The organism is Micromonospora avicenniae, assembly GCF_900156065.1.
Classification (GTDB): Bacteria; Actinomycetota; Actinomycetes; order Mycobacteriales; family Micromonosporaceae; genus Micromonospora; species Micromonospora avicenniae.
The window spans coordinates 1-12,171 of the sequence record NZ_FTNF01000047.1; the positions used below are offsets into that span (position 1 = coordinate 1).

At 68.5% G+C, this 12,171-nt stretch carries 10 protein-coding genes and 1 pseudogene; 8 read left to right on the forward strand and 3 right to left on the reverse strand.

Features of this window, described 5'->3' with window-relative positions:
- Positions 1–639 precede the first annotated feature (639 nt).
- The 4 genes from BXA10_RS30005 to BXA10_RS30015 all read left to right on the forward strand — a co-directional run bounded on the left by BXA10_RS30005 (position 640) and on the right by BXA10_RS30015 (position 4,148).
- A complete protein-coding gene (locus BXA10_RS30005; RefSeq protein WP_076474209.1) occupies positions 640–942 on the forward strand; it encodes a DUF4193 domain-containing protein in 303 nt (100 codons plus the stop codon).
- A 671-nt stretch (positions 943–1,613) separates the two neighbouring features.
- Complete coding sequence (locus tag BXA10_RS30010) at positions 1,614–3,041, forward strand: DEAD/DEAH box helicase (protein WP_076474210.1); 1,428 nt, start codon at positions 1,614–1,616, stop codon at positions 3,039–3,041.
- A gap of 180 nt (positions 3,042–3,221) precedes the next feature.
- Positions 3,222–3,344, forward strand: a complete 123-nt coding sequence (locus tag BXA10_RS31255; protein ID WP_139338243.1) for a S1 domain-containing protein — start codon at positions 3,222–3,224, stop codon at positions 3,342–3,344.
- Positions 3,345–3,365: 21 nt separating this feature from the next.
- Complete coding sequence (locus BXA10_RS30015) at positions 3,366–4,148, forward strand: maleylpyruvate isomerase N-terminal domain-containing protein (protein WP_245828648.1); 783 nt, start codon at positions 3,366–3,368, stop codon at positions 4,146–4,148.
- Positions 4,149–4,386: 238 nt separating this feature from the next.
- Here BXA10_RS30015 and BXA10_RS30020 read toward each other — a convergent pair whose 3' ends face one another.
- Positions 4,387–6,510: a HelD family protein gene (locus BXA10_RS30020; RefSeq protein WP_076474212.1), complete on the reverse strand. Its 2,124-nt coding sequence runs from the start codon at positions 6,508–6,510 to the stop codon at positions 4,387–4,389.
- Positions 6,511–6,764: 254 nt separating this feature from the next.
- On the opposite strand from BXA10_RS30020, the pseudogene BXA10_RS30025 reads away from it, so the two are divergent.
- A pseudogene (locus tag BXA10_RS30025) lies at positions 6,765–6,920 on the forward strand (transposase); the annotation flags it as partial.
- Positions 6,921–7,087: 167 nt separating this feature from the next.
- Here BXA10_RS30025 and BXA10_RS30030 read toward each other — a convergent pair.
- Positions 7,088–7,456, reverse strand: coding sequence for a VOC family protein (locus tag BXA10_RS30030; RefSeq protein ID WP_076474213.1), 369 nt, complete (start codon positions 7,454–7,456; stop codon positions 7,088–7,090).
- A 92-nt stretch (positions 7,457–7,548) separates the two neighbouring features.
- Here BXA10_RS30030 and BXA10_RS30035 point away from each other — a divergent pair, with 92 nt between their 5' ends.
- Positions 7,549–8,571: a helix-turn-helix transcriptional regulator gene (locus BXA10_RS30035; protein WP_076474214.1), complete on the forward strand. Its 1,023-nt coding sequence runs from the start codon at positions 7,549–7,551 to the stop codon at positions 8,569–8,571.
- Here the strand turns inward: BXA10_RS30035 and BXA10_RS30040 are convergent.
- The gene (locus tag BXA10_RS30040; protein WP_084753547.1) at positions 8,528–8,995 is read right to left on the reverse strand and encodes a VOC family protein; all 468 of its coding nucleotides are present in this window, start codon (positions 8,993–8,995) and stop codon (positions 8,528–8,530) included. The genes BXA10_RS30035 and BXA10_RS30040 overlap by 44 nt on opposite strands.
- A 270-nt stretch (positions 8,996–9,265) precedes the next feature.
- On the opposite strand from BXA10_RS30040, the gene BXA10_RS30045 reads away from it, so the two are divergent.
- Entirely contained in the window at positions 9,266–11,113 is a 1,848-nt protein-coding gene (locus tag BXA10_RS30045) for a glycoside hydrolase family 15 protein (RefSeq protein ID WP_076474216.1), read from the forward strand.
- A gap of 85 nt (positions 11,114–11,198) precedes the next feature.
- On the forward strand, positions 11,199–11,906 hold the full coding sequence (locus BXA10_RS30050; protein ID WP_139338244.1) for a VOC family protein: 708 nt from the start codon (positions 11,199–11,201) through the stop codon (positions 11,904–11,906).
- The last annotated feature ends 265 nt before the right edge of the window (positions 11,907–12,171 follow it).

Here is a 12,171-nt window from a genome sequence, read left to right on the forward strand (position 1 = left end):
CCGCGACCACCAAGGCCGCGCCCGCCACAGCCACTACAAACGGCGACTCACCATGGAACTCAGCACATGATCGCGAACTGTCACTGCCGTACTAGTGCGCCTCCTCGGCTAAGATCGCGGCGTCACGCAGTTCGCCGAACTTCCGGCGGGTGCTGCGTCCGCCTGTTGGCAACGGTCCGCAGGGAAGCCCCACGAATCCAGGGAGATTCCGATGCCGGAGCCTGAGCCCGCTCACGACGCCCACACCGAGGAAGCCGAGCCGGCAACCCCGACCGAGACCGAGACCGACGAGCCCGCCGCGTACGCGAATCGGGCTGCCCGCCGCGGGAAGGGCAAGACCGCCTCGCCGCAACCGCATGGAAAGGGTCAGCGCCTCAACGGCCGGGGTTCGGTCCAGGGCCCACGCCAGTGGGGTAACCGCCGAAGCGGCTGATCCGTCGTCGGCACCCCGCTCCGGTTGTCCGCGGCGTTGGCAGCGCGCGGCGCGCGCGCCCGCACCTCGGCCGTCTCACGCTGCCTCGGCACCCCTCACGTTCGGGGGCGAGAGCTACCGTTGCACCGCTCACCTTGAGCGCCACGACATGGGCCGCGGTCTACCGCCGCGGCGCCCATCGAACCAACGCCGGAAAGGCCACCACCATGAGCAAACCCATCGATTACGACGCACCTCGCCGACCCGCGGTCGACGTCGAGGACGACAGTCTGGAGGAACTGAAGGCGCGAAACTCGGCACCGCAGTCAGCAACGGTCGACCTCGATGAGGCCGACGCTGCCGAGAACTTCGAGCTGCCCGGAGCAGACCTGTCCGGCGAGGAACTGACCGTGGCGGTCGTGCCGATGCAGACGGACGAGTTCCGCTGCACGCGCTGCTACCTGGTACACCACCGCAGCCAGCTCGCCGCGCAGCCCGACGGCCGGCAGGTCTGCCGGGAGTGTTCCTGAGGTTCACCGCCACGCCGGGATTCCCGGCACTCCGGGACGAGCACCCGGCCGTGCGCCGGCGAGGTTATCCGCGCACCGCCACCGCCCGATCGCTTGTTCGGTCGCGGCACGTACCGACCCGACACCGCCCGGGGAGCCGGTATCGCAACGCGCGAACCGAACCGGCTCGCCGGCCCTCACCGAACGAGCTGCGGCGCGTGGTGACGTCTAACGCGTCGACGGCTTCCGGTCGGCGTCACCCTCGACGCGGAACGGGGTGCGCAGGCGGGTCATCGCCGCCGCACTCACATCGACGGCAGGTATGTGGTCGGAAGTCGCATTCGCTCCCGGTGCTTCGCGGAACAAATTCGAGTCATGCACGGTTTCATCAGACAAGAGCTGCTCCAGGTTTCCGCGCCAATGCGCGTCCCACCCGCCCGCACGCGCAAGCCGGGTGCCGAAAATGAGCGGGCCGGCTCCGGCCACTCGCCGGGGTGTCGGATCCGTTTCGCGGGCCCGAGCAAACCCTAACGCAGAAGAGCCGTCGTGTGCGGCGCGGCCGGGGTGCGGGTAGATTGATCAACGAGTCCGTCGGTTTCCGACCACGGCCTGCATCTCACGTCGACCACCACGCGCCGCGACCAATCGGTCAGCACCGTGCAGGGCGACCCCTTCCACGTTCGGAGACACCCATGGCGGCACGCCGCCCCCACAAAACATCCCTTGCAACACCCACCTCCTTCGCCGACCTCGGCGTGCCCGGTCGCCTGGTCGCCGCACTCGAGCAGGCGGGCATCAGCAAGCCATTCCCGATCCAGGCCGCCACGCTCCCGGACTCACTCGCCGGACGCGACGTGCTGGGCCGGGGCAGGACCGGATCGGGCAAGACGTACGCCTTCGCGCTCCCGGTCCTCGCCCGGCTCTCGGCCGCCGCTTCTCCGCGGCTGCCCGGCCGCCCACGCGCGCTCATCCTGGCGCCCACCCGCGAGCTGGCGACCCAGATCGAAGCGACGATCGCACCGCTGGCCACCGCGCTGTCACTACGGACCCTGACGATCTTCGGTGGGGTGAGCGCACGGCCGCAGATCGGCGCACTGCGCGCCGGGGTCGACATCCTCATCGCCTGTCCCGGGCGCCTCGCCGACCACGTTTCGAGCGGCCACGCGATCCTCGACGCCGTCGAGGTCACCGTGCTCGACGAAGCGGACCACATGGCCGACCTCGGCTTCCTGCCGGTCGTACGGCGGCTCCTCGACAAGACACCGCCCCGCTCGCAGCGGCTGCTGTTCTCGGCGACGCTCGACGCGGGCGTCGACGTACTCGTGCGGCGGTATCTCTCCGATCCGGTCACCCACAGCGTCGACTCGGCGAAGTCCCCGGTCGCCGCGATGACCCACCACGTGCTCCGGGTGCGCCACGACGACCGGCTTCCCGTCCTGGTCGATCTGACGGCCGCCTCGGGGCGGACGCTCGTATTCACCCGCACCAAGCGGGGCGCCAAGAAACTGACCAGTCAACTTGTCGCTTCGGGCGTACCCGCCGTGGAACTGCACGGCAACCTGGCGCAGAACGCCCGTACCCGCAATCTGGCGGCGTTCTCTGCCGGCGACGCCCGCGCGCTCGTCGCGACCGACATCGCGGCGCGCGGTATCCACATCGACGACGTGACTCTCGTGATCCACGCCGACCCGCCTGCCGAGCACAAGGCGTACCTGCACCGCTCGGGGCGGACCGCGCGTGCCGGAGCGAGCGGCACCGTCGTCACCCTGATGACCGACGACCAGGTCACCGACGTACGAAACCTCACCCGCCAGGCCGGCATCAACCCGACGATCACCGAGCTCAGGCCCGGCGACCCGCTGCTCACCGAACTGGCCCCGGGCGAGCGTCGCTTCGTGACGCCTCCCGCGGCGACGACCGCGCCACATCACGGACGAGGCCACAGCGCCACGCGGCGCGCGAATCCACGCACCGCGACAGGCGGATCGACCGCCGGCGCGACGCGCGGAAGGGGTTCGGAGAGCCGTCGCGCGAGTGCCGCCGAGACCACGTCCACGCCACGGGGCGCGGCGGCGTTCTCTGCCGGCACGCGAGTCGGTAGCCGGCGAGGTCAGCGCTAACCGCGAGGACACCCGCGCCCGTGCCAGCCTCACCGGGTTGCAACGTTCGGTCTGTCGCACACTCTGCCAGCGCCTGGTGGGTATCCAGCCCGCCAGGCGCTCCTGGTTCTGCTGGTTCTCCCGGACCAGCAGCGGCGGCAAGGGGACCCGCTGCTCCATGCGCCACTCGGCGGAGTAGACATGGCATTCGGCACAGCCAAGTGGTCCAACGCGGACAAGGGTTTCGGCTTCGTCTCGCAGGACTGCGGCGCCCGCCTCGACGGCCGCGAAAATCGCTGTTCCCCTGTCGGGGCGCACTGGTAGAAAGCCGGAGTGCAAAGGACTTTGACGTTCTCTGATCATCTGCGGCTGATCGACGAACGGTCGACCGCCTTCCGCGCCGCGGTCGCTGCGGCGCCCAGCCTCGACGTGCCGGTGCCGAGCTGTCCGGAGTGGACGCTGTTCGATCTCGTGCAGCACCTGGGCATGGGCCGCCGCAGGTCGGCCGCCATCGTCGCCGCGGGGCCGGCCGACGCTCCACCGGAGAAGTCCGCTTGGGACGACGGCACGGGTGCGCCTCGGGAACGCGAGACTCTCCTGGCCTGGTGGACCGAGTCCGTCGAGCGACTGACGAGCACACTGCATGAGGCCGGCCCGGACCGCGGTTGTTGGACGTTCTGGGGAGACTCGCAGTCACCGGAAACCTCCGGTGCCTGGGCTCGGCGCCAGGTTCCGGAGATCGCGGTGCACACCTACGATGTCCAGCTCACCGTGGGGAGGCCGGAGCCGCTGCCAGACGAGGTCGCCCTCGACGGATTCGACGACTGCCAGTTCACCCTCTGCTCGACGGATGTCGCCTGGCCGCACGAGCCCGCCGTCGTCGATTACCACGCCACCGAGGGCCGCTCCTGGCGCCTTCGGCTGTCCCGCGACGGCGCATGGGCCGCCCGCCTCGGCGCGCCGGCTGCCAGCGAGCACCCGGACCCGGTCGACGCCTCCGCCCGGGGCACGGCCAGTGACCTGGTCCTGTTCTTTTACGGCCGCATACCGCCGGATTCGGCGAAGCTGGAACTGGACGGCGACCGTCGCATCTTCGATCAACTCATCGCCTGGGACCCGTCCGTATAACAACGATCCCCCATCCTGTGTAGGCCCTTTTCTCGACGGGGTGCAGAACCAGGATCACGGTGGGCGGCGTGGGCAACAGCGCAGTTCCGTCTGCGCTGCTCGCCCTGCACACGGCCGTCACCCGGCTGACGAGCTCAGGCAGATCGACACTGAGGGCCGGGTGGCGGGTCACCCTTAGCGGAGGTCCCCCGGCCGCGCACCCGGCATCCCGAGATTCTGTCCATCGGTGTGACGATCGCTAGGTGAGCACCAGCTGTCCGAGCTCCTGGGTGCACCGGGTGAGCGCTACGTAGAGCCCGTTCCAGCCCCGCGGCTCAGCGGCGATGCCCTGCGGGTCGACGAGTAGCGTCGCATCCCATTCCAGGCCCTTGGACTGGGTCGCGGTGAGCACCGGCACATCGCCGAGCACGGCCACGAGTTCGGCGATGCGGTCGGCGGGGGCGATGACGCCGACCGTGCCGCCGCGCCACCGCTGCTGCAGCTGTCGCAGAGCTTCGGTGGCGGCGTCGGCAAGCTCGCCGGGCGTGATGGTGAGCGCCCAGGGGGCGATGCCGGAGGACCGTACCGCCCGTGGCGGCGCATTGTGGCTGCCGGCTTTCTTCAAGACGGGTTCGGTGAGGTCCATGACCTCACGTGGTGTCCGGTAGCAGATGGTCAGTTCCGCAGCCGTCCAGCGGTCTCTGAAAGCAGCCTGCACCGCTTGCGCCCAACTGGTGTGCCGATGCGCTGCCTCCGCCTGGTCGATGTCGCCGACCGCCGTGATGGAACGACTGGGACAACGCCGCAGGACCATCTGCCACTGCATCTCGGACAGCTCTTGCGCCTCGTCGATGACGACGTGGCCGTACACCCAGTCGCGCTGCCGCCGAGCGTGGTCGGCGACGAACTCGCCCTGTGGTTGCGGGGCTTCGACGTCGCCCAGCAGGTCGGCGATGGCGTCGAGCAGGGGGATGTCGCTCGATGCCCACGGTGCGGGCTCGGCCGAGACTGCGGTGATCTCCTCCGTGGACAACTGCGGAGCGAAACGGGCCAGCAGGGTGCGATCGGTCAGGAGGTCACGCAGCAGGGTTTCGGCGTCGAGGGTGGGCCACCATGCCTCGATGAACCGGGCGATGGCGACGTTCTCCGCGATACGGCAGCGGAGGTCTTCTATCTCCTCCTCGGAGAGCAGTCCGTCGACGTCACTGCCGGTGCGCGTGGCGCCGAAGTGGTGGTCATGCTGCATGCTCTTGTCGACGCGGGCGAGGATGTCCTCGAAGCCCTCCTCCATCTCATTCATCAGCGCCTCGCGCTGCTCGACGACGACCTCGGCAAGGATGTGGTGCAGCTGCTCGGCGAACGCCTGACGGGCACGGTGGTACGGACGCCCCTGCACCGCAGAGGCGAGCGCCTGTGCCACCGTCGCGGCAGTGATGACGTAGAACTCGCCCTCCCAGCGCAGCTTCAACTCACGGGGCCGGGGCAGCAGCGACGCGAGGTAGTCTTCGAGCGCGGGTTGCCACAGAGCACGGCCCTTGATCTCGGCGAGAAGCCGACTCTCGTCACGGCTCACGCGAATCCCGGGCAGCAGAGTGTCGCAGGTCGCCGAGACGACGGCGGTCTCACCGAGCGCGGGCAGCACCTGTGAGATGTACTGGAGGAACCGCGGCGAGGGGCCGAGGACCAGGACCGCCTGCTCGGCCATCTTCGGGTGGGCGAACAGCAGGTAGGCGACCCGATGCAGGGCGACCACCGTCTTCCCGGTGCCGGGACCACCCTGGACGATCAGCGGGCCGGTCGCCTCGGCCCGGATGATGTCGTCCTGTTCGCGTTGCAGGGTGGAGATCGCCGTCGACATGTGGCCGGTGCGCCGCTGGTCCAGAGCGGCCAGCAGAGCGCCTTCACCGACGAGTTCCGCAGTTATGGTCCCATCCAGTGGCTCGTCGTCCACGCCGACGACGGCCGATCCCGCCGTGCGTATGTGACGGCGCCGCGCCTGACCCTGTGGGTCGACAGCCGTCGCGGTGTAGAAGGGCCGAGCAGCGGGAGCACGCCAGTCCACCAGCAGCGGCTCACTGTCCTCGCCGTCGTTGCGGAGACCGACCCGGCCTATGTGTCGCACGGTGCCGTCAAGGCCGTCGAGGCGGCCGAAGACCAGCCCTTCCCGTGCTCGCCGTAGCTCCTCGTACTGCCGGCGGAGCATGCGCCACCGCGCCCGTTCCAACGCGTCCAGGGCGTCTGAGGAAAGCTCGGCCTGCAGATGGTCGGCAAGCGTGTCACGCCGGGCCAGGGCCCGGTCGAGAAACTCCTGTTCCTCGGCGACCGCGGGTCGGCGCGCGACGCCCTCGGCCGTCGAGGTCGGCGGTTCGCCGTCTGGTGTCATTTCGCTGACGCCAGCAGTGCCGTTGTTTAGAGCAGAATTCCGGCGCATCCGCAAATCCTTGTATTGATGCCGTCCCTCGGCCCGGCTGACCGCAGGGATTCCGGCGGCAAGCATAGGGGTGTTCCTCCTCGTCGGCCAGGAAACCTGTCGGCGAAGATGGGAATCTCAATACCTTGCAGTTCGGGGACAGTTTGTGGCCTCACCCAATCTTGATTTGCCTATTGACAGTTCAGTCCTTGTCTGACCTGGATGTCGACGCTGACGGAGTGCTGGTCGTTGACGACAAGGGGTTTGCGAAGAAGGGCGTCCGCTCGGCCGGGGTGCAGCGGCAGTACTCCGACACGGCTGAGCGGACCGAGAGCTGCCAGGTCGGCACGTTTCTGGCTTACCGCAGCGAAGCCGGGCACGCGCCGCCAGCACCCCCTGCCAGGCGCGATGCATGGCCGGGGCCGGGGAGCCGAAGCCGCATAAGGGAGTCCTCCATGCTTCGAGGGGATGACAGGCACTCGTCGTCCTCTCGAAGTTGGGCAACGGCAGGCGCGACACCTCTCGTGCGCGCCTGGCGCAGGGTGGCTGTTCAGTCCTTCGGCGCGACCCGGATACGGTTCCCGTCAGGATCGGCTGCGAGGAAGGTCATCCCGAACCCCGCATCGCGAGGCTGGTGCAGGATCGTGATGCCCTTGGACTGCCACTGCTTGAAGATCGCGTTGATCTCGTCGGGTCCGCCGCCACTGATGGCCAGGCACACCTCACTGGTACGCGGGACGTCCGGCGACAGGTCCTCGAACTGGCCGGACCACAGAGCGAGGTCAGCGCCTGGTCCGAGGTCGAAGGTGATGTATCCCGGAGTCTCGAGCGAGGGGCTCATGCCGAGGAGGTCGCCGTAGAAACGGGCTGCGGCGGGAGCGTCGTTCACATAGACGATGGACACGACGGATGTGGTCATGGTTGTTCCTTCTCGCAGGTCGTAGGTACGCATCCACCAGCCTGGCCGGAATATGCGCCGCATCGTGTCGCAATTCCTGGAAAACTTGGTGGGTGACCCCGGACCGCTTCTTCGCCCTGATGCTGCTCCTGGAATCAAGAGATGGCGCGACCACACAGGAACTTGCCTCGGCGCTCGGGGTTTCCCTGCGAACCATCACCCGGGACCTGAACTGGCTCCGCGACGCCGGTCTGCCGGTGACCGCACACCGGGGCCGCCTCGGCGGCGTGACCATGCTGCCCGGGTCCGGGCTCGACCTCACGCGGCTCACGGCTGACGAGCGTGATCACCTCTCGCTCATCGGGCTGGATGAAAAGCAACGCGCGGAGCTCGACCCATCGGTCGAAAGCCGGCGCGCGCTCGCCAAGATCGCGGCGAAACAGTCACGTCGAGATCAGGAACTCCTGCCGCTCACCGACGTAGTGCACGTGGACAGCCGTCCCTGGCTCCAGACGTCAGCGTCCGGCACGACTCCGGCTTCGCTGATCGGCTCGGTGCGGCGAGGTCGCCGGCTACGGATCGAGTACGACAGCTCACGCGAGTCAGGTCCACGCGACCTGGTCGTGGATCCCTACGGGCTGTTCGCCAAGGCCGGCGTCTGGTACCTCATCGCCGACTGTGCCCGGGTGCCACGGATGTACCGACTCGAACGGATCACGACGTGGAAGGAAGTCGATCAGCCACGACGGATCCGTGAGAACCAGACCCTGGGCACCGTCGCTGCCGCGCTCGTTGATCAGTGGGCACACAACCACGCGATAGAGGTCAGCGCCACCATCGACCAGTCCCAGATCGAGCGGGCGGAACGGATTTTCGGCCCACGACTCGTCCGGGACGACCGGGAAGAATCCGCCACCGGCCGCAAGGTAACAATTCGCTTCCTGCATCTAGAGGACGTGCGAGCATTGCTGCCGTTCGGGGACGCCATTACCGTGCACGGCCCCAAGGAAGCACGGGCTCACCTCCGCGCCCTCGCCACCAGCCTTGCCCGCCACTATGCGCCGTCACCAAGTCCTGACCATCAACACCTGGCTAGCCGAACTGCCGGCGAGATTCTCGCTCCATCATCGCGTTGAAGCGTTCATCGCGCTCCCCTTCCGGGCGGCGGGCGGTGTAGACGATCTTGTAGCCGTCCGGGCCGGTCAGCTGCAGGTCGCGAGTGTTCCACGGTGTGTCGGCCGGTCCGTCCACCACGCCACCGCCGTGCGCGCGAGCCCGCTCGGCGATCGTATCCAACTGCTCGGCCGTGGCCATGAAGCTCACGGTCCAATCACCGCCAACCGGCGGCACTCCGCTGCGCACCAGAATGTCCTGGTACCGCCAGCGGCGGAGATGCACCAGTACCGGCGCGCCGTCGGGGCCCGGCAGCGTAAATAGTGAAATGAAGTCAAGCCCGTTGACGTACCAGTCGACGGTGCGGTCAAGATCCGCGACCGTGAACGTGACGAACGCCGGCATGCCGTAAATGTCACGCGTGACCTCGGTGTTCATGTCATCCATGCGGCGACCATAAAGACTGACGTGACGTGAGGCTCAAGCACGGCGTGCGGAGCGCGACCAGGTCGGGAGTGCTGCGGGGGTGGCGGGCGTTGCGGCGCCTACCGAGTCGACCGCCGTGGCGCCTGCCAGCGCATCGCAAACCGCACCATCGAGACCGACCGCGGCAACATCACCGGGCGCGCGAGAGGGTGGCTGACCACGAATCGGGCCGAACTCGACAAATCGTCGCTTAGGTTACTGCGCAGGAGACTGTCGAGACCGGGGGGCGACGTGGAGAGCTATCCGGCGATCGAGGATCACGGGCTCATCGGCGACCTGCAGACGGCCGCACTGGTGACGTGCGACGGAACGGTCGACTGGTTCTGCGCGCCGCGCTTCGACTCGCCGAGCATCTTCGCCGCGCTGCTGGACCGCGAGCGGGGCGGCTACTTCCAGGTCGCCCCGCACGACGTCCGGTACGTCACCAAGCAGCTCTACCTGCCCGGCACGCCGATCCTGATCACCCGGTTCATCAGCGCGGACGGCGTCGCCGAGGTGACGGATTTCATGCCGGTCACCGGGGAGCGCGCCACCGACTCGCACCGCCTGGTCCGCATGGTCAACATGGTGCGGGGCACCATGCGCTTCCGCGTGGAGTGCCGACCCCGGTTCGACTACGCCCGGGAGAGCCACGAGCTGGAGCGTCACCCGAACGGTTACCTGTTCCGCAGTCCGTCGTCGACACTCACCTTCAACCCGGTCGACCCGGTGCGGCAGCTGTGGGCCCGGACCGGGGACGTCCGCATCGAGGGCGGTGACCTGATCGCGTACGGCACCCTCAACGAGGGTGACACCGGTGGGGTGGTCCTGGAGACGGGCGGCACCGAACCCCGGTTCTTCCCACCGGACGAGGTCGAGGGCATGCTCGAGTGGACCCGCGACTACTGGCGGCGCTGGGTCGAACGCTCCCGCTACACAGGTCGGTGGCGGGAGATCGTCGAGCGCTCGGCCATCACGCTGAAGCTCATGACGTATGCGCCGACCGGCGCGATGATCGCCGCGCCCACCGCCGCGCTGCCCGAGCTGATCGGTGGCACCCGCAACTGGGACTACCGCTACACCTGGGTACGCGACACGTCGTTCTCCGTGCACGCGCTGCTCGGCCTCGGCTTCACCGAGGAGGTCAGCCGGTACATGAACTGGCTCGACGAGCGGATCCGCGAGGCCGGTGACCACCAGAATCCTTTGAAGATCATGTACCGGGTCGATGGTTCCTCGGACCTGCACGAGGAGGTGCTGGACCATCTGGAGGGGTACCGGGGGTCGAGCCCGGTGCGGATCGGCAACGGCGCGGCCGACCAGCTCCAGCTCGACATCCACGGCGAGGCCCTGTACGCCATGCATCTCGCCGATGAGCAGGGCATCCGCGTCTCGCACCAGGTGTGGAAGAGCACCGTCCGGCTAGTGGACTGGCTCTGCGAACACTGGGACCAGGCCGACGCCGGCATCTGGGAGAGCCGCCACCACCCCCGCAACTACACGTTCGGCCGGGTGATGTCCTGGGTCGCGATGGACCGGGCGATCCGCCTCGCCACCCGCACCGGCCGCCCCGGCGACATCAAATGCTGGACCGAACAACGCAACCGGATCTACGACCAGGTCATGGCCCGCGGATACCACCGGGGACGTGGCAGCTTCGTGCAGGCGTACGACGAGAACATGCTGGACGCGTCGCTGCTCGCCATGCCGGCGGTCGGCTTCGTGACGCCGAGCGACCCCCTCTGGCAGTCCACCCTCGACGCCATCGAGCGCGAACTGGTCTCCGACAGCCTGGTCCACCGGTACGACCCGATCCACTCCCCCGACGGCCTGCCCGGGCACGAGGGCACCTTCAACATGTGCACGTTCTGGTACGTCGAGGCGCTGGCCCGCGCCGGTCGCCTGGACGACGCGCGGCTCACCTTGGAGAAGATGTCCACCTTCAGCAACCACCTCGGCCTGTACGCCGAGGAGATCGCCGCGACCGGCGAGCAGATCGGCAACTACCCGCAGGCGTTCAGCCATCTCTCCCTGATCAACTCCGCGCTGACCCTGAACGACCTGCTCGATGCCGAGGCCGACGCCCGGCGACGCCGGTAGCGCGACCGCGGCCCGAGACGATAGGTAATCTCCCCCGCTGGTTAATCACCTTGCTGCCCTGCCGGCCCCTGCCTACCGTGTGGTGATGACCTCTCGACTGCTGACGGTGACCTTCGATGCGCAGGACCCGGCCCGCCTGGCGCAGTTCTGGGCCGGGATGCTCGGCCGGGAGGTCATCGAGGACGCCGGTGGCTCCTTCCTGCCTGGCGGGGAAACTCAACTCGGCCTCCGGTTCGCCCCGAACGCCGAGCAGCAGGAGGGCCCGAGCCGCAGCATGCACCTTCACCTGACCAGCGCCCGCCCGGACGACCAGGAACACACGGTCGCGAGGGCGCTGGGGCTCGGCGCCAGCCACCTCGACGTCGGGCAGCGCCCCGAGGAGGGACACATCGTCCTGGCCGACCCCGAAGGCAACGCGTTCTGCGTGATCGAATCGGGCAACAACTTCCTCGCCGGATGCGGCCCGCTCGGGGAACTCGCCTGCGACGGCACCCGCGAGGTCGGCCTCTTCTGGAGCGAGGCGCTGGGCTGGCCGCTGGTGTGGGACCAGGATGAGGAGACCGCGATCCAGTCACCGCACGGCGGCACGAAGGTCGCCTGGGGAGGCCCGCCCGTGCGCCCGAAGAAGGTGCAGAACCGGCAGCGCCTCGAACTCACCCCGCACGGTGGCGAGCAGCAAGCGGAGGTCGACCGGCTGGTCTCCCTCGGAGCCACTCGCCTCGAGGTGGGTAAGGACGGCACGGTCGTGCTCGCCGATCCCGACGGCAACGAGTTCTGGGTGCGAGGAAGCTGACCGCACCACTGGATTGGGCGGCTTCGGAGGCCGCCCGCACGCCACGGGGCAAGCTGGTGACCATCCCGGGCCCTGACTCACTCGGTTCAGGGCCGCAACCCCGTCGGTGATCAGGCCGTCAGTGACTTCCTGCTGTCCTGAGCCGCCCCCACGCCCACGCCTGGCGCAGGCTAGGGCCTGTCCTGTCGATCATGGGAGCCAGATGACAGCGGCGATGAGAACCAGGCTGGCCCGGTAGAGGGATGCGCGTTTGGCGTAGCGGGTG

What these genes read in the sequence shown, in the direction of transcription:
- BXA10_RS30005 (WP_076474209.1), top strand. Translation starts at nt 640, where the DNA reads ATGAGCAAACCCATCGATTACGACGCACCTCGCCGACCCGCGGTCGAC.
- BXA10_RS30010 (WP_076474210.1), top strand. Translation starts at nt 1,614, where the DNA reads ATGGCGGCACGCCGCCCCCACAAAACATCCCTTGCAACACCCACCTCC.
- BXA10_RS31255 (WP_139338243.1), top strand. Translation starts at nt 3,222, where the DNA reads ATGGCATTCGGCACAGCCAAGTGGTCCAACGCGGACAAGGGTTTCGGC.
- BXA10_RS30020 (WP_076474212.1), bottom strand. Translation starts at nt 6,510, where the DNA reads ATGACACCAGACGGCGAACCGCCGACCTCGACGGCCGAGGGCGTCGCG.
- BXA10_RS30030 (WP_076474213.1), bottom strand. Translation starts at nt 7,456, where the DNA reads ATGACCACATCCGTCGTGTCCATCGTCTATGTGAACGACGCTCCCGCC.
- BXA10_RS30040 (WP_084753547.1), bottom strand. Translation starts at nt 8,995, where the DNA reads ATGGATGACATGAACACCGAGGTCACGCGTGACATTTACGGCATGCCG.
- BXA10_RS30050 (WP_139338244.1), top strand. Translation starts at nt 11,199, where the DNA reads ATGACCTCTCGACTGCTGACGGTGACCTTCGATGCGCAGGACCCGGCC.